This is a genomic window from Desulfosarcina variabilis str. Montpellier, from assembly GCF_048565275.1.
In the GTDB taxonomy this organism is placed as follows: Bacteria; Desulfobacterota; Desulfobacteria; order Desulfobacterales; family Desulfosarcinaceae; genus Desulfosarcina; species Desulfosarcina variabilis.
The window spans coordinates 1672447-1690622 of record NZ_CP159846.1; the positions used below are offsets into that span (position 1 = coordinate 1672447).

The following is an 18176-nucleotide window of genomic DNA, read 5'->3' on the forward strand; positions in this document are numbered from 1 at the left end:
TATGAATGAATTGCGACCGCTCGTCCTGATTGTGGATGATAATGCCACGAATATTGATCTCCTGGTAAATACGCTCAAAGCGGAAAATCGACTGGGGATCGCTAAAAACGGTCCCAACGCCATCGCCTACGCTGATAAACACAAGCCGGACTTGATTTTGCTGGATATCATGATGCCGGAGATGGATGGGTTCGAGGTGTGCGAGCGACTGAAAGACAATCCCGAAACCGCTGACATACCGATAATTTTTATCACGGCCATGAGCGAAACTGTGAACAAGACCCGCGGCTTTGAACTGGGGGCGGTGGATTACATTACCAAGCCTTTTCACGCGGCGGAAGTCAAGGCACGGGTCCGTACGCATCTGTCACTGGCCCAGATGCAGCGGCAGCTGAGTTCCCACAACATCTTGCTGGAACAACAAGTCGAGCAAAAAACCGCTGAAATCAGGAATATCCTCAATGCCAGCATCCAGGCCATGGCCCTGATGGTTGAGATCCGCGATCCTTATACGGCCGGCCATCAGCAGCGGGTGGCCCAGTTGGCCTGTGCCATTGCCGAGAAATTGGGCGTGGCGGCGGATGCCATCCAGGGACTGCGGTTTGCCGGCATCCTGCACGATGTGGGCAAGATCCGTATCCCGGTGTCGATTCTCAGCCGGTCAGGCAAGCTCTTGGACGCGGAATACGAAATGCTCAAGATTCACCCGCTGGTCAGCTATGAAATCCTGAAAGACATTCCCTTCCCGTGGCCGGTGGCCCAGATGGCGCTTCAGCATCATGAGCGCCTTGACGGAAGCGGATATCCCCATGGGCTCAGTGGGGACCAGATCCTGCCCGAGGCGAAAATTCTTGCTGTGGCCGACGTGACCGAAGCCAACAGTTCTTTCCGGCCTTACCGGCCCGCCCATGGAATCGAGGCTGCACTGGATCGCCTGAACCAGCAAAAAGGCATTCGTTACGATGCCGATGCGGTTGCGGCTTGCCTGGAATTGTTTGCGAAAAAGGAATTTACATTTGATTATCCGGTGGGCCATGGCAACGGCAATGGCGAGCCGATTGTCTGATTTCCAAGGGGCGACTGATTCGGCTCGATGATACCGCAACAAAATACTTGTTTTAACATCGAACATCAAACGCTGAACGTCGAATAATGATCCCTCGTCCCTGATACCGATCTGACAGATAACCGGCTACCGGTTGAACGATAAACGCGAGAAACCGGTTAATGCCGGCAATCAGCCCCACCTGGGTCAAACTCAAATTCAGTTTGGCCATGAATGCCGGAAAAAGGGGCGTGGTGAAGGCGCTGTAGAAGTCGCCGATGAAATGGACCAGGGCCAAGGCCAGGATGATTTTCAGGCTGGCCCGATTGTTATCGGTGGACGGCGTCATTGGTAATTTTTTCCTCCCTCATTGAAAACTAATCCGTCCCTAACAATTCCCTAACAATTGGAATCTACTGTGCGCACTATAAAGTTGTTGGGATCAAGTGGAATTACGAAAGATTAACAAAAACCTAACCTGATTCTAACACAAATCTAACAAAAGGCGCTTAGCCTGAATTGAATTCAATGGAGGAGAAAAACCCATGAAAAAGCTGTTCAACCTGACCGCAATCGTTGCCGCGGCTGTTATGCTGTGTGCAACCACGGCTATTGCCGGTAACCTGGTGATCAAAGGTTCCACTACGGTTTTGCCCATCTCACAACTGGCTGTCGAAGCCTATATGAAGGCCAATCCGGATGTGAACATTTCCCTTTCCGGTGGCGGCTCCAGCAACGGTATCAAGGCCATCATCGATGGTTCTACCGACATTGCCAATGCCTCCCGCTTTATTAAGGACAAAGAAGTGGCTCTGGCCAACGAAAAGGGCGTTTATCCGGTTCCCTTTGCCGTGGCCTACGATTCGATCATCCCCGTGGTCCATCCCAGCAACAACCTGACCGACATCACCCTGGCGCAGCTCAAGGATATTTACATGGGCAAGGTGAAGAACTTCAAAGAGATCGGCGGTCCGGATCTGAAAATCGTCATCTGTTCCCGGGACACCTCCTCCGGTACCTATGAAACCTGGGAAGGCAAGGTCATGAACAAAGAACGGGTTACCCCGGCAGCTCAAGTGATGGCTTCCAACGGTGCCATCGTTCAGGCGATTTCCAACAACAAGTATGCCATCGGTTACATCGGCATCGGTTACATCAACGAAAATGTCAAGGCCCTTAAAGTCAATGGCGTAGAGGGCACCAAGGAAAGCACCTTGAATGGTACCTTCCCCATCAGCCGGCCACTGTTCATGTTCACCAATAGCTGGCCTACCGGTGACACCCTGAATTTCGTCAACTACATGCTGCATCCCGAAAAGGGACAGAAAATGGTTGCCGAGGCCGGATACGTACCGCTGTACTAATTTTAAACCACAACGCTTTCATCAAGGACGCTCTCCTTGCTCAGCACAGTCCGCCGGGGTCGGTTCCGGGCGGGCTGTGTCTTCTTGAGACAAGGAGATGAAACTCAAATTTCTTGTCCATATTGAAAAAGGCCACCCAGCCTTAATCAATGGGCACGAATCTGAATCTGAAAAGGCAAAACCATGGCTAACCGACGCCAGACAACTGAAAAATCGATGCAGACGATGTTTTTTATCATCGCCACGGCGTCCATCACGATTCTGTTTTTGATCATGCTCTTCCTTTTCAAAGAGGGACTTCCGATTTTCAAGACGGTTTCGGTCAAGGATTTTATTTTTGGCAAATACTGGTATCCCACGTCGGATCCTGCTGATTTTGGCATTTTCCCGCTGATTGTCGCATCATTGGCGGTGACTGTCATGTCCGGCATGATCGCTATTCCACTGGGGGTCATGACGGCCATCTATCTTTCCGAAATTGCCAGCTACCGGGTGGGAGAAATCGTCAAGCCCATCGTGGAGCTTCTGGCGGCGTTGCCCTCTGTGGTCATCGGCTTCTTTGGGATGGTGCTGGTGGCGCCATTTCTGCAGAAAGTCTTCGATATTCCCACGGGGCTGAATATGTTTAATGCCTCCCTGATGCTGGCGTTTATGTCCATTCCGACCATTTGCAGCATCTCCGAGGATGCCATCCACAGTGTGCCCGGCGCCCTTCGGGAAGCGTCGGTCGCATTGGGGGCGACACAGCTGCAAACTATCGTCCGCGTGGTGGTGCCGGCCTCGTTGTCAGGTATCAGTACGGCGGTCATTTTGGGGCTTTCCCGGGCCGTGGGAGAAACCATGGTGGTGTTGATGGTGGCCGGTGGTGCGGCCATGTTGCCCACATCGATCTTCGACCCAGTGCGGCCCATGCCGGCCAGTATCGCCGCTGAAATGGCCGAGGCACCGGTGGGGGGCGAGCATTATTACGCGCTGTTTGCCACCGGCATTGTGCTTTTTGTTTTTACGCTGCTGTTCAATATTGTGGCGGATTACATTGCGCATCGGTTTACGCAGGTAGGGGAGGCCTCTTTGTAATGAATTCTCTTTTTGTCAGCACTTCATCACATAAAAAAGAAACCGGTGACATGGCCACTATCAAAGGGAAACAGGTTGAATCTATGTCGCGAACCGATCAGTCTTTAAAAGGCGTCAGCCCTCGCTATGACCGGATTCGAAAAATCAAGCAGATCATTTTCTTCTCTCTCTTTCGATCTGCAGCCGCGATCAACGGCATTGCGCTTCTGGTGATCGTCTATTTCATGGTGGTCAATGGATGGCGGGCCATCACTTGGGAATTTCTCACCCAGCCGCCCATGGAGTCCATGACCAAGGGAGGCATTCTGCCTTGTATCGTGGGGACCTTTGCCTTAAGCTTCGGCGCGATTATTGTGGCCCTGCCGATTGGTATTGCATCGGCCATCTATCTGAACGAGTATGCCCGACCGGGCAAGGTGGTGCGACTCATCCGGCTGGGGATCAACAATCTGGCGGGTGTCCCATCGGTGGTTTTCGGCCTGTTTGGTCTGGCTTTTTTTGTGGTCATCCTGAACATGGGTGTGAGCATCGCCGCCGGTGCATTGACCCTGGGCGCCATGTCCCTGCCCGTGATCATCGGGGCCACCGAGGAGGCGCTCAAATCCGTTCCCGATACCTACCGGGAGGCATCCTTGGGCCTGGGGGCCACCAAATGGCAAACTATCTGGCAGGTGGTACTGCCATCGGCCCTGCCGGGCATTCTTACCGGTGCGATCCTGGGGGTCAGTCGGGCTGCCGGGGAAACAGCGCCGATCATGTTTACCGGCGCTGTTTTTTTTACCCCCAAACTACCGACCTCAATTTTCAATGAAGTGATGGCGCTGCCTTACCATATTTATGTATTGGCCACCGCCGGAACACAAATCGAGAAAACCCGGCATCTGCAATACGGTACCGCCATCGTGCTGATTGCCCTGGTGCTGGGAATGAACCTGGTGGCCATTATCTGGCGTTCCCGTTTGAGAAAACGGCTCAAATAGGCCGTTTCCCGATCCGGTGATTGCATTATTTGATGATTGATAAAAACCGAATGACTAGGAAATATGGACAATGATGGAGTCTGAACAGCAGACAGACCGAAACGAATCGGAATACAAAATGTCTTCCGAAGACCTGGATTTTTATTATGGGGATTTTAAAGCCCTGCATGGCGTTTCCATGACGTTTAAGCCTTGTGAGGTAACGGCGCTGATCGGTCCCTCAGGTTGCGGCAAAAGTACCTTTTTGCGTTGCCTGAACCGCATGAACGATTTGATTCCCATCAGCCGCGTGGAAGGGCGAATTACCCTTGATGGTGATGATATTTATGCGCCCGATGTGGATGTGGTGATGCTGCGGCGTAAAGTCGGTATGGTCTTTCAAAAACCCAATCCATTCCCCAAATCGATTTTCGATAATGTAGCCTATGGCCTGTGGGTTAATGGTATCAAAAACAAATCCTTTGTTCAGGAACGGGTGGAGGAGAGCCTCAAGCAGGCCGCCATCTGGGATGAAGTCAAGGACCGATTGCCGGATACTGCCTTGGGATTGTCCGGCGGGCAGCAGCAGCGTCTGTGTATCGCCCGGGCGCTGGCCGTCAAGCCTGAGGTGGTGCTGATGGATGAACCCGCCTCGGCGCTGGATCCTATCGCAACGCAGAAAATTGAAGAGCTGATTCATGAACTCAAGGAAACCTACACCATCATCATCGTGACCCATAACATGCAGCAGGCGGCTCGGGTTTCGGATGTGACCGCCTTTTTTTACATGGGGAAACTCATTGAAGTCGGGGAGACTGATACCATTTTCACCCGGCCCAAACGGAAGCAGACCGAGGATTATATAACCGGCCGATTTGGTTAGTTCGTGCCCATCCAGAAATGGCCAAATATTCAAAGAGGAATAACCTACAGTGAAACATTTTCAAAGAGAACTCGATAAAGTCAAAAAAATGATCCTCTCTCTAGGTGCACTGGTCGAACAGCGCGTGAATCGAATCAAAACCGCCATCGAAGATCGGGATCTCAACCTGGCCCAGGAGATCCGGCATCTCGACCATGAAATCGATGAAATGGAGGTGGAGATCGAGGAGGAATGCCTGAAAATCATCGCCCTGCATCAGCCGGTGGCGGCTGACCTGCGCTTTCTGATTGCGGTGATCAAGATCAATAACGACCTGGAACGGATCGGTGATCAGGTGGTCAATATTGCCGACCGGGTGGTACGGGTCGCCAAAAGACCGAAGGTTCCTTTCGTTTTCGACTATTCAGAGATGGCGGAAAAGGCTGAAGCCATGCTGCGCATGAGTCTGGACAGTCTCGTCAACCAGGATTTGGATCTGGCCATCAAGGTATGGCACCTGGACGATGAGGTGGACAAGCTTCAAAATGAGGCCTATGATCGCATCAAACAGGCCATCAGCGACGGTGTCAACGAAGATATCGGCTACATGATCAACCTGCTGCTCATCTCCCGGCATATCGAACGGCTCGCCGACCACGCCACCAATATTGCCGAAGAGGTGGTGTACATGATCGAAGGTGAGATTGTCCGGCATGGCAAATTGGAGTAAGGCGATACTTATTACACCGCTGCCGCCTTTCAAGGTTGCCGGAAATTGACACCATCTAATCATTGAATTGTGATGACATGAAAAAAGAAAAAATTCTGGTCGTGGATGATGAAGAGGACATCCTTGAACTGGTACGCTATAACCTGGATCGCGAAGGGTATCAGGTGACGTGTGCCATTTCCGGTGAGGCGGCGCTGGAAACCGCTGCGACTGAGCAGGTGGATCTGATTATTCTGGATTTAATGCTGCCGGGGATCGATGGGTTGGAGGTGGCCAGGCGTCTCAAGCAAAATACGGCAACCAACCAGATTCCCATTGTCATGCTGACCGCCAAGGGAGAAGAGGTGGATGTGGTTGCCGGTCTGGAATTGGGCGCCGATGACTACGTGACCAAGCCTTTTTCTCCACGGATTCTCATCGCCCGTATGAAAGCGGTGATCCGCAGGCGCGGTGGTGTGCCGGATCTGGAAAATGAAGTGCTCACGATTCGTGAGTTGTCCATTCATACCGGACGCCGCCATGTGACCGCCAACGGGAAGTCGCTGGACCTCACCTACACGGAGTTTCAGGTGCTTTATTTTCTGGCGCGGCGGCCGGGATGGGTGTTCACCCGTTCCCAGATTGTCGATGCCGTGCGCGGTGATGACTATCCGGTGACCGACCGTAGCGTGGATGTCCAGATTGTGGGGCTGCGTAAAAAACTGGGGCCCCTTGGCCATTATATTGAGACGGTTCGGGGCGTGGGGTACCGGTTTATTGAAAACTGACGGCTCCGCTTTCTAACCAGTAAAACGAATGGTATAGCATTCAAGATAATGTTTTTGGGCTGCGTTATCGGTCGAAAGCGGTATTGATTACAAAGCTTCCTCCCTCTGGCCTTGCCAAAAACATTATCTTAAACACTATAGTGAGTTAGAAACGTAGATGAAAACAAGAAAACGCCTGATCTACCAACTGTTCCCGTCATACCTGTTGATCACACTGATTTCGCTGGTTGCCGTGAGCTGGTATGCCCTGAGCTTTACCCGCGATTTTTTCCTCGAGCGTACCCAGATGGATCTGGAAGTCAGCGGCCGTATGCTGGAAAAGCAGATCACACGCCTTCTCTCCCCGCTGGATGCCCCGGCGATTGACCAGCTGTGTAAGGATGCGGCCGGCGACACCGTCAACCGGGTGACGGTCATCCTGCCCAATGGTCGGGTGGTGGGGGATTCCGAAGAAATGCCCGACCGCATGGAAAGCCACCTGGATCGTGTGGAGATCCGCGAAGCCTATCGGGGCGGGGTGGGCGTCAGTGTGCGCTATAGCGACACCTTGCAGAAAAACATGATGTATGTGGCCCTGCCATTGTTTGTGGATAAGCATTTGAGCGGTGTCTTGCGCACATCGATTGCCGTGACCGCCGTGGATGACCGTATCGGTGTGATCCGCGTGCGTCTGTTTATCGGTGCGTTGCTGATCGCTCTGTTGGCCTCAGGCGTGAGCTGGTTTGTTTCCAAGAGAATCACCATCCCCATTGAACGCATGCGCGACGGTGCCGAGCGGTTTGCTACCGGAGATCTTCTGCATCGCCTGGAAGCGCCGGATACAGCTGAATTTTCCGCGTTGGCCGAATCCATGAACCAGATGGCCGGGCAACTGCAGCAACGCATGGACGAGATTACCAATCAGCGTAAGAAAACGGAATCCATTCTGACCAGCATGCGCGAAGGGATCATTGCCACGGACATGGACCAGCGGGTGATCAGCATCAACCCGGCTGCAGCCCGAATGTTCGGTGTCCCCATGACCACCGATGATGGGCGCAACATTCTGGAAATCATCAGAAACCACGATTTCCAGGAATTGATGAACCAATGCATGGCCAAAGGAGAGAACCTGGAACGGGACATTGTCTATCACCAGGCGGGCGAGCGGATTTTCAGCGTTCACTGTGCACCTTTGGTCGATGCCGTGCACAAGCGGATCGGTGCCTTGGTGGTGATCAGCGATGTGACCCAGCTGCGACGGCTGGAGAACATGCGCCGCGATTTTGCGGCGTCGGTCTCCCACGAGATCAAAACCCCGCTGACCGCCATCAAAGGGTTCGTGGAGACCCTGGTCACCGGCCGTCTGGATGATGCCGAGGAAACGCGCCGTTTTCTGGAGATCATTGACCGGCATGTCAATCGTCTGGCGGCTATTATCGAAGACCTGATGCAATTGTCCCGCATCGAACGCGACGACGAGATTCAACAGATCGGGTTGGAGGACTGCCGGGTCGTGGACGTGCTCAATACCGCCGTCGGTTTATGCAACGATGCGATTCAAGAAAAAAATATCAACGTGCAGCTCGTCTGCGATGATGAACTGAGCGGCTGTTTCGATGCCATGCTCCTGGAGCAGGCGGCGGTGAATCTGTTGGATAACGCCATTAAGTACAGCCCGGAAAACAGTACCATCCGGATCGAGGCCGGCAACACCAATGGTGAAGTCCAGATTCGCTTCCAGGATCAGGGCATGGGGATTGCGAAAAAGCATCTACCGCGGTTGTTCGAACGCTTTTATCGTGTCGACAAGGCCCGTAGCCGAAAACTCGGCGGCACTGGATTGGGGCTGGCGATTGTCAAGCACATCGCCCAGTCCCATGGGGGTCGGGTGTCCGTGGAAAGCGAACTGGAAAAAGGGAGCACGTTTACCTTGCACCTGCCGCTGGAAAAGACGGCCTGATTCAGACTTCTCAAACAGGCTTTTAGAAAGCGTCGCGGTCGGCTGGTGGGTTATCCATTATCCTGCGGATGGTCGCGGCCAGTTCCCGTCTGAGGACCGGCTTTTTCAGCACGGCCCGGATGCCGCATGCATCAAGACGCTTATGATTAATGTCGGCACTGAAACCGCTGCACAGAATAACCGGTTTGTCGAACCCTAGTAAGTGGATTTTTTCCGCCAAGTCAAGGCCGCTTACCGCCGGCATGGTCTGGTCGGTAATGATCAGATCAAAACGATCGGGATTGAATGAGAAGGCCTGTATGGCATCCAGGCTGCTTGAGCGTGAAACCACGTGGTATCCAAGCCCTTCAAGCATTTCGTGAGTCATTTCCAGAAGTACGCCATCGTCGTCAACCAGCAGAATCGTTTCGTTGCCACCACTGACCGGTGCCTGCATGGTGGCCTGGAGATGTTCCTCATCCACGTCGATGCTTGGCAGGTAGACATGAAAGGTGGTTCCTTTTTCCGGTTCGCTGTAGACGGTGACTGCCCCCCCGAGCTGGGTGACGATGCCATGCACAACGGACAGTCCCAGCCCGGTTCCCTCTCCACGGCGTTTTGTGGTGAAGTAGGGATCGAATACTTTTTTGACAATGGCTGGATCAATGCCATGGCCGGTATCCGATACACTCAGACGCGCATAGGCACCGGGAATCAGACCTCGCAGGGTCGCGGTATAACCGGTATCATCCACATCGCACCTTGACAGGCTAACCCGCAGCGTACCGCCGGATTTACCCATAGCGTGGACGGCATTGGTGCACAGATTCATGACCACTTGATGGACGTGCGTGGGATCGGCCATGACCGGACCGGTGTTCTTTTCGAGTTGCATTTCAAATGCGATTGACGAGGGAACCGAGGCCCGGATCAGCTTGATGACTTCCTTGATCATAACGGTAAGGTTGACCGGCCGTTGATCCATTTCTTCCTGGCGGCTGAACGCCAGAATCTGGTCGACCAATCCGCTGGCCCGTCGGCTGGCCTGCAGGATTTGGCCCAGTCGCCTGGCCCTGCGGCTGTCTTCTGGCGCTTCCATCAGGCAAATTTCAGCATACCCCATGATGGCCGACACGATGTTGTTGAAGTCGTGGGCAATTCCACCGGCCAGGGTTCCGATGGCCTGCATTTTCTGGGTCTGCAGGAGCTGCTGCTCCATGACTTTATTGAACGTGACATCCCGGATGAAACACAGCGTGGCCGGCCGGTCTTGCCATTCAAATACAATGGCATTGATGTCCAGCCACAATTCTTTGCCGTCTTTACTGATGGCTCGGAAGTTGTAGTAATCCGGCACCGGTTCGCCACGCAAGCGACGAACATGCCGGTCCATGACCATCTCCCGGTCCGTGGGATGAATCAGCTGGGCCATCGGTCGATCGGTCAATTCGTGTTCCGTGTAACCGCTAATACTTGACAAGCTTGGGTTGACGAAGCGGATGATCCCATCCTGGGCAATCAGGATGCCGGCATGGGATTTCATTACCACCTTCTCAAAAAGGGCCTGCGCACGATGTCTTTCGAATTCTGCTTGTTTCAGTTTGGTAATGTCGATATGGGTGCCGATAATGCGTGTCGGCTGTCCGGCTGCATTCCGCTGGAAAACCTGACCCCGGCCCAGAATCCACATCCAGTCACCGCTTTTGGTCTTGAAGCGAAACTGGTTCTCGTTGGCTTCATCTTCTCCCCGGGCCAGTCGATACAACCCTTCCCGAACCCGCTCTAGGTCATCCGGATGGACGTATGCCCGCCATTCATCAACGGTTGCCGGGAATTCGCCGGGGGTGTAGCCGGCGATGGTGTAATAGCCGTCGTCAAAATAGATCGTGTTTGTTTCCGGTGTCCAATCCCACATCCCCAAAGCTGCGGTTTTCATGGCCAGGGAGAGGCGCTGGACGGTTTCCTGCAAGTTGGCCTGCGGGCTGGGTTGCTGTGTTTTTTTGTGTGGCATGAGTCCCCCGAAAAGCCCTTTGTTTAATTGCGTTTTTCCCGCAGGCGACAGGCGTTGAACCCCGTCCGGAATTCGCACCGGCGGTGGGCATCTGGATCATTAACGGCAACTATAACCGTTTACGGCAAAACCCCAAAAAACTTTAACCTTGCGATTGGTTGAAAGGCGGCGGTGATTTGTTAAAATCGTCTTGCCCTGATCATTGATCCTGCGATAACTTGAATAGTTTCTGTTGCAGCTGACGTTTCCCATTTTGTTGATGTCAGGCATGGTTTTCAATCAAGCTCAAATTTTCTAATTTCATGGAGGTGACATGCAACCCAAAACAAAAGAAAACGTTTACAAGGCATTCATCGGAGAAGCAAAAGCCTATTTCCGCCTGCTGGCATATGCTGAAAAAGCGGATGCGGAAGACGTTCCCCAGGTCGCCCTGTTGTTCAGAGCCATTGCCGAAGCCGAACGGGTCCATGCCACGCGGCACATGAATCTGGCCAAGGATATCGTTGTCAAGGATACCGATACCAACCTGGAAAACTCGTTCCAGCGGGAAAAATCGATCAGTGAAAATGAATATCCCGACTTTTTGAAGGATGCCGAGGATGAAGGCGAAACCGCCGCCGCCGTTGTATTCGGCCACGCCCGGGACGCGGAAGGCTATCATGCCAAGCTCTATGAGCGGGCCATCATGAATGTGATCAAGAATACGGTCAAGGAATATCACGTCTGCCAGGTGTGTGGGTATGTGACCGACAAGAAGATTCCCAAAAAATGTCCGGTTTGCGGTGCCCCGCCTGAGAAGTTCAAGACCATTGACGGCTGAGCCGTCTTTACTCCTTATCCAGCCACCGGTTCAGCTATGCGACCCGCAGGGGGTGACTGTCCGCAAAACCCTTTGTCTCTTCCTTGTGATGGGCAACGCGCGTATGAAAAGCCGTTGTTTATCTCGCTCCCATGCTCCGCGTGGGAGCGCGTAACACCGTTCACCTTTACGGAATACGGGTTCCCAAGCGGAGCTTGGGAACCCGTTACGTTGACGGGGATGTGCTCTGCGTGGGAGCGAGGCAACGACTGCATCGAAAGAATAATTGTGCCGGATGGCATCATGTTTATTGCATCGGCCTGCTTTCATGAATGTTCCCTAAAGCCAATGCCCTGATCGACGGCTGCGTGGGAATGGTTGTCCTACCAGGGAATGGAGACGGTCGACCCCATCCCGCCTTGACAAAACGTGGGAACATAGCTCCCACCGGTCGCGATCCGGGTCGATGGTCGTTTGGTAGCGCATTTCGAAGACATCCCTCGATTTTCGGCGGAGGTGGATGTATTTGTCCATCATCTCTTCGAGCTTTTCGATGCTTTCGATCCAATCATCTTCGATCGTATCCGGCAGGCCACCGAAAATATCGTAACGGTCTTTCATCCATATTTATCATACCCCTTATTTATTTTTTTGATTGCCTTGCCGCCTAATTTGGCTTTGAACAATGCATAATGCTGTTTGATTCGCTCAACATATGCTTGGTCGGTAAGGAATTTAGTCTCAAACAATTCTAAAAATCTCTGCGCGTATTGTGATTGTTGTTGAGCTGGTTGCAAGATCGGGCCTTTCATCAGTCTAACCCTTTCCGGTGCCATGTCGGGCGCCCAGGATAAATAAAAATCCAAATCCTCCCACCCGTAGGAAATTGTGGCGGCATGAAAGCGTTTATAGTCTGGATCTATTTGGAGAACGTCAAAATAAACGCGTCGGCAATCACAATCTTTATCCTTACAATAAGAATCAACAAAGGCATATTCTCCATCTGGAATTTGCGGATCGTTACGAAGCGTTATTCGGCGTGTTTCCTTTTCAGCTAACTCCGGGAAAAATTCAATAAAGTGCTTAAAAATCATTTTCAAAATCTCTCATGAATATTTTGCTGAACCGCCGCAAGATTGTTCGGTCGGCCGCTGATCAATGGGCCTGATGATCGAACCGTCGAGCCCAAAACGGTGGAATGATAATGGATGTCTTATTGTTTTTCAAGCCACCGGTTCAGCCAGGCTACCCGCAAAGGGTGGAGGGCAGCGAAGGATTGGGTTTTCTCCTTGTGAAGATTGAATCGTTGTCGATAGGTTTTTTTCATCGGGTTCAGGGCGGATGCATCGGAATATAGCCATGCATATGTATAGGTCAGGTAAAAATGGGCGTAAGCATTTTCCGGATCGATGGAAAGGGTGCGCTCGAAGGCCTGTTTTGCCTGCTTGTATTTCTTTTTCCGGTAGAGGAGATAGCCTGAGAAGCTGTGCCCGAATGGATCGTCTGGGGCGGTTTTGACATAATCGGCCAGCAGTGCCAGGGCACTATCGTACTGGTAGTGGGCATCCACATGGGCAATGGCCAGATACTTCATGGCGGCCGTCGAATCCGGTCGCTGCCTGAGAACCCGTTTTAATAGAGGGATCGCCTTGGACCCCATGGCTGCCGTGGCATACAGACGACCCAATTCCAGCAGCGCGTCGGTATCGTCCGGCGAGTTCCTGACCCGTGCTTCCGTGGACAAAATACGGGTGGCAAGCTCCTGGTCGCGATCGATGGTGTATCGATCCGCATCTTTGACGGGGATATCCTGTCCCTGGAAATGAAATGTGTCCATCAATAAATTCATGTGCGGATGTTCCGAGAATTCAACGCCCCAATGAGGCGCGCGACCCATGCGGATGAATCGTCGTTGGTGGACAATATCAAACTGCCATCCCGCATTGCTGCGGCAAAGCAAAAAGGGCGCATTGTCCCAGCCTTCTTTTTTGCCGAAATAGATCACGGCATAGCGGCCGTTCTGGCGAACCGTATAGCTTTTGGATGCATAGGTGGCGTATTGCTTGTCCAGGCCGGCATCGGGCTGATGGGTGAAATCCCGATAGGCCAGGCGGGTGAGCGGTGTATATACGCCCAGGGTGGGATCTATGACCCTGTCGTGCCAACTCTGGAGCATGGTCTGCCAGGCTTCCTGGGGCGTTGCTCCCGCTGGATAGGCCGTGTTGGCTGGTGCCGTGGAAAAGGGCTGCAGACGATCGGCGCGATGTCGATCAGCTTCCAGGTTTCTTCCGGCACCGGCTCCCTGGGAGAGGTAATTCAGGTCCAGGGCGGCGACGGAATCAGGCGTGTAGTCTTCCCCATATTTAACCTGGGCCCGGTATTCGAGATCCTCCATCACGGCAATCAAACCGATTTCCAGCTGACCCGCCATATATCGTGGCTGAAGCTGGACATCCTGAACGTGGCCGGTGAAGGCATCGGTAAACACATCCTCTATATCATAACTCACTTCGAGCTTTACCGCTTTCTCATCATCCACCAGCAAAAGCAACAGGCCCCGCCCGTCGGTGGCTTTGCCGATGCCCCAATTGGTAAACAGCTCGACGGCGGCCTGGTTGATCGTGTATTGGTTTTCAAGGGACGGCCAGACCACAATCAGGATTTCGATCCCGTAACGATCCTTAATGATCTCAAGATAGTGTTCGGTCGACTCTCGTACATCGTCCAACAGACCGACCTTGTCGATGATGGCACGATCATTGGAAGGCCGTTTTTTGATGAAATCGTCCAGGTCGGCCTGCTCGCTTTGGCTGCAGGCAATGATCAGGCATACCAGAAAAAGAATGTTCAGGAATCGGGACGTCGGCTGTAAAGGCATGATTCGACCTTGATTTTAGGTGAATTCGTATTTTCCGAGGTAACAATTTTTTCGCGCAGGTGCCGATATCGGATAAATTGGTCACTTCCTGATGGTTACGATATTGACACCTGTTTTCGATTATCGTGTCTTCTGGCCTTGCCTTGAACGGTTTTTGGAGAGGATTTCATAAAAAGCGGCTTAACCCCAGTTTGCAGGGTAACATCCAAACAAAGAAAGTTCCCTGTTTTTCGGCTAAATTTCTTAGAAAGGCGTCAGTTGCGTCTCAACCTGATTGGCAAACACAATTCGTCTGCAAAGGACCACCTAATCGCCAATCATGCCATTGATCATCATGGACTTGATTTTTTTTAAATCATACCGATTATGTATGGAAAGTACATTGGGCATGATCGGGTGCCACGTGGATCAACCATGCATACGCTCGAAGACTTCATGCAGACAGGCTTTGATTGAAACCATTTGTTTCTGAACGAACCTGGCCGACTTACCGTTAGCGGCGTTGGAAAATACACAAAACAGAGCCTATCTCTCACATACGCGCCTATTCCGAGCTATTCTCCGTCTTGTTGCGATCTGTTGTTCATATTTATCCCCCTGATGATAGGTAGATTTCAGCGATCCATGATCAAATGCTTGTAGATTTAAAACACGGGGCCATTCGTTGACCTGATACATATTTGGAGAGGTCCATCAACATGAGCGATTTCAAACCGTCCACCATTGAACGTGATCAGAATAACAATGTCATACCCATCCATGCCGATGGCGAGAATAAGATTGCACTTTATGTCGGGATCGGTGCATCCGCCGGCGGACTGGAGGCCATTCAAGCGTTCTTTCAACACATGCCGGCTTATTCGCCGCTGGCCTTTATCGTGATCCAGCACCTGTCGCCGGACTACAAAAGCATGATGATGGAACTGCTTAGCAAAAAAACCAGCATCCCGGTCAAACGGGCAGAAGACGGTATGCTCGTTGAGTCCAACACCATTTACCTGATTCCTCCCAAGAAAAACCTGAAAATTTTTCACGGACGGTTGCTGCTCAGCGAACAGGATCGCAGCCACGGCATCAATCTGCCCATCGATGTTTTCCTGCATTCGCTGGCAGAAGACCAGGGTGAGCGGGCGGCGGCGATTATCCTTTCGGGAACGGGTAGTGACGGGATGCGCGGGATTCGAGCCATCAAGGAGCAGGGCGGCCTGGTGATGGTGCAAAAGGAGCAATCCGCCAAGTTCGACGGCATGCCGCGCGCGGCGATTTCCACCGGCCTGGCCGATTTTGTTCTGGACCCGGTCGATATGCCCGGACAGCTGACGTCTTTTGTCAAACATCCTTATGTTGCCAGAGCCGATCGCAGCCAAACCATTATCGATGACGAGAACGGGTTGACCCGCATTTTTGCCATGCTCCGTGATCGCTGCAAGGTCGATTTTACCTTTTACAAGCCCAGTACGGTCAGCCGGCGCATCGAACGGCGCATGAGCGTCAACCAGATTGTCGACATCAATGACTATGCCGATTTCCTCAAACACCACCCCGCGGAGATTTCCACGCTTTCCCGCGAGCTGCTCATCGGCGTGACCCGCTTTTTCAGAGATCCGGAGGTATTCCAATCGCTTATGCGCGGATGGCTGCCTGGGATCATTAACAACGGTGATCAGCATGAGCTCCGGTTCTGGGTGGCCGGCTGCTCCACCGGGGAAGAGGCCTATTCCATCGCCATCTCGGCCCGGGAATGCATGCGACAGCTGGGTATCGTCAAGGATGTCAAAATATTCGCTACCGACATCGATCGTAATGCCATCGCCAAGGCCGGAACCGGGATTTATCCGGAATCCATCGCCGCGGATATCTCCAACGATCTGTTGACCAAGTACTTTTACCGCAAGGATGAAAATTTTCATATTATCCGCAATATCCGTGAAATGGTCGTTTTTGCCCAGCACAATCTGATCAAGGACCCCCCGTTTACCCACATCGACCTGGTCACCTGCCGCAATCTGCTGATCTATCTGCAGCCGGTGCTGCAGAGAAAGGTTCTGGACATGATCAATTTTTCCCTGCGTCCGGGTGGGTTACTGATGCTGGGACTCAGCGAGACCATCGGCGATATGCATGAGATGTTCGAAACCATTGAACAAAAACACAAAATTTACCGATCCAGAGGTAAACGCAATGTCGTCTTCAATCATGAAGGCGTCCCCATCACGGCTGGCCGCCGACTCGCTGAATTTCCCGGCCGCGTATTTCACGGCCGCCAGTCGTCGCGTGTGGTCAATGAAGAAAAGACGCTGCAGCGATTCGTGGATGCGCTGGCCGGCGATTACATTCCCCTGTCCATTATCGTCAACGAGCAATTAGAGGTTCAGCATCTGATCGGCGATTCAACAGGCCTGTTCCGCTTGCCTTCGGGACGTCCGGTGAACGACATCACCAAAATGGTGGCCAGGGAACTATCCATTCCCATTTCCACGGGTATTCAACGGGTTTGTCGCACGGGCAAACCCCACATTTTTTCCAACATCCGCGTGAATCAACAGGATCGCATTCAATCCTTTACCATGACCATCCGGCCGCTGCCGGAAAAGCGCGGACAAGAGCTTCTCCTGGCCGTTTTGATCGAGCCGGTCGTATCTTCCTCAACGTTGGATGCGTCTCACGATACCCGGGTGTACGATCTGGATAAGGAGGCGCAGCAGTACTTGCGGGATATGGAGCAGGAACTCCAGTTTACCCGGGAAAACCTGCAAGCCACCATCGAAGAACTGGAAACATCCAACGAGGAGCTGCAGGCAACGAACGAGGAATTGCTGGCCAGCAACGAAGAGCTGCAATCCACCAATGAAGAGCTGCAGTCCACCAATGAAGAGCTGCATACCGTCAATGTCGAATATCAGAACAAGATCATTGAATTGACTGAACTTAACAATGATGTTGAAAATCTGTTGTCCAGTTCCCTGGTGGGTAAGCTGCTGCTTGACGACAATTTGGAGATCCGCCGCTTTTCACAAGAGATCAGCAATATTTTCAAGATATTGGCCACGGATGTGGGGCGCCCACTGACACACTTGACCCATCACTTGGTCGACCTTGATCCGGTCACCCTCGTCAAGCAGGTAATGGCAAATAAAAAAATGATTGAATCGGAAGTTCAGACTGAGGATGGCCGTTGGTATCTCATGCGTGTCATGCCTTACCAGATCAGCCCGGACGTTTACTCCGGAGCGATGCTCAGTTTCGTCGATATTTCCGAGCTGATCAAAAACCGGTTTGATCTGGTGGAAAATGACCGGAAGTATAAAAAGGCGCAGGCCGTGATTGACATCACCGAGAATGAAAGAAAGCTGATTCTAGACAATATCGACGACCCGATCACCCATCTGGACCTGGAGCGCCGGATCAAGTGGCTCAATCAGGCCGCTGCCGCCGCGATTGGCGAACCACCGGAAAAACTGAGTGGCCGGCAATGCCACAGCGTCTGGTGCCCATCGAAAAAGGAATGTGTTGCGTGTCCTTCTCAACAGGCCCTTGACAGCCAGCAGCCGGCCAAAGGCACCGTGATCGACAGCTGTGGCCGGAAATGGTCGATCAAGGCCAATCCCGTGCGAACGTCCACAGGGCAGATGGTTGGCGTTGTGGAAATGCGCTGGCCCGTGGAACAACCGGGTGACGATGGGGCCAAATGAACATGCAAAGTCGGTTGCCGCGGCCCTAACCATACACTGCATTGGCCTGGCGGCAGTAGCCCGATGAAAAG

Annotated in this window: 15 protein-coding genes; 10 read left to right on the forward strand and 5 right to left on the reverse strand. The window is 52.6% G+C overall.

All coding sequences use genetic code 11. The features are described from left to right. Position 1 precedes the first annotated feature (1 nt). The gene (locus tag Dvar_RS07445) at positions 2–1066 is read left to right on the forward strand and encodes an HD domain-containing phosphohydrolase (protein WP_419661067.1); all 1065 of its coding nucleotides are present in this window, start codon (positions 2–4) and stop codon (positions 1064–1066) included. A gap of 52 nt (positions 1067–1118) precedes the next feature. Here the strand turns inward: Dvar_RS07445 and Dvar_RS07450 are convergent, their stop codons facing one another. Then, positions 1119–1394, reverse strand: coding sequence for an MFS transporter (locus Dvar_RS07450; RefSeq protein WP_419661068.1), 276 nt, complete (start codon positions 1392–1394; stop codon positions 1119–1121). A 196-nt stretch (positions 1395–1590) separates the two neighbouring features. Here Dvar_RS07450 and Dvar_RS07455 point away from each other — a divergent pair, with 196 nt between their 5' ends. The 7 genes from Dvar_RS07455 to Dvar_RS07485 all read left to right on the forward strand — a co-directional run bounded on the left by Dvar_RS07455 (position 1591) and on the right by Dvar_RS07485 (position 8746). After that, on the forward strand, positions 1591–2409 hold the full coding sequence (locus Dvar_RS07455) for a PstS family phosphate ABC transporter substrate-binding protein (protein ID WP_419661069.1): 819 nt from the start codon (positions 1591–1593) through the stop codon (positions 2407–2409). A 183-nt stretch (positions 2410–2592) separates the two neighbouring features. Then, the gene (gene pstC, locus Dvar_RS07460; protein WP_419661070.1) at positions 2593–3486 is read left to right on the forward strand and encodes a phosphate ABC transporter permease subunit PstC; all 894 of its coding nucleotides are present in this window, start codon (positions 2593–2595) and stop codon (positions 3484–3486) included. Next, positions 3486–4466 carry a phosphate ABC transporter permease PstA gene (pstA, locus tag Dvar_RS07465; RefSeq protein ID WP_419661071.1) on the forward strand — a complete coding sequence of 327 codons (981 nt, stop codon included), beginning with the start codon at positions 3486–3488 and terminating at the stop codon, positions 4464–4466. The genes pstC and pstA overlap by 1 nt, the downstream gene beginning before the upstream one ends. A gap of 70 nt (positions 4467–4536) precedes the next feature. Then, entirely contained in the window at positions 4537–5328 is a 792-nt protein-coding gene (pstB, locus tag Dvar_RS07470) for a phosphate ABC transporter ATP-binding protein PstB (RefSeq protein ID WP_419661072.1), read from the forward strand. Positions 5329–5377: 49 nt separating this feature from the next. Next, positions 5378–6037, forward strand: coding sequence for a phosphate signaling complex protein PhoU (gene phoU, locus Dvar_RS07475; protein ID WP_419661073.1), 660 nt, complete (start codon positions 5378–5380; stop codon positions 6035–6037). Between the two features lie 77 nt (positions 6038–6114). Then, on the forward strand, positions 6115–6804 hold the full coding sequence (locus Dvar_RS07480; protein ID WP_419661074.1) for a response regulator: 690 nt from the start codon (positions 6115–6117) through the stop codon (positions 6802–6804). 157 nt (positions 6805–6961) lie between these two features. Further along, positions 6962–8746: an ATP-binding protein gene (locus Dvar_RS07485; protein WP_419661075.1), complete on the forward strand. Its 1785-nt coding sequence runs from the start codon at positions 6962–6964 to the stop codon at positions 8744–8746. A 22-nt stretch (positions 8747–8768) separates the two neighbouring features. Here Dvar_RS07485 and Dvar_RS07490 read toward each other — a convergent pair whose 3' ends face one another. Further along, positions 8769–10736 carry a PAS domain-containing hybrid sensor histidine kinase/response regulator gene (locus Dvar_RS07490; protein WP_419661076.1) on the reverse strand — a complete coding sequence of 656 codons (1968 nt, stop codon included), beginning with the start codon at positions 10734–10736 and terminating at the stop codon, positions 8769–8771. A 313-nt stretch (positions 10737–11049) separates the two neighbouring features. Here Dvar_RS07490 and Dvar_RS07495 point away from each other — a divergent pair, with 313 nt between their 5' ends. Next, positions 11050–11556 carry a rubrerythrin family protein gene (locus Dvar_RS07495; RefSeq protein WP_419661077.1) on the forward strand — a complete coding sequence of 169 codons (507 nt, stop codon included), beginning with the start codon at positions 11050–11052 and terminating at the stop codon, positions 11554–11556. Positions 11557–11874: 318 nt separating this feature from the next. On the opposite strand, the gene Dvar_RS07500 is transcribed toward Dvar_RS07495, so the two are convergent. The 3 genes from Dvar_RS07500 to Dvar_RS07510 form a co-directional block, all read right to left on the reverse strand. Then, positions 11875–12156 carry a hypothetical protein gene (locus Dvar_RS07500; RefSeq protein ID WP_419661078.1) on the reverse strand — a complete coding sequence of 94 codons (282 nt, stop codon included), beginning with the start codon at positions 12154–12156 and terminating at the stop codon, positions 11875–11877. Further along, the gene (locus tag Dvar_RS07505; RefSeq protein ID WP_419661079.1) at positions 12153–12635 is read right to left on the reverse strand and encodes a hypothetical protein; all 483 of its coding nucleotides are present in this window, start codon (positions 12633–12635) and stop codon (positions 12153–12155) included. Before Dvar_RS07505 ends, Dvar_RS07500 begins: the two co-directional genes overlap by 4 nt. Before the next feature lie 113 nt (positions 12636–12748). Continuing rightward, entirely contained in the window at positions 12749–14413 is a 1665-nt protein-coding gene (locus Dvar_RS07510; RefSeq protein ID WP_419661080.1) for a TPM domain-containing protein, read from the reverse strand. A gap of 698 nt (positions 14414–15111) precedes the next feature. On the opposite strand from Dvar_RS07510, the gene Dvar_RS07515 reads away from it, so the two are divergent. Next, entirely contained in the window at positions 15112–18105 is a 2994-nt protein-coding gene (locus Dvar_RS07515; RefSeq protein WP_419661081.1) for a chemotaxis protein CheB, read from the forward strand. Positions 18106–18176: the final 71 nt, after the last annotated feature.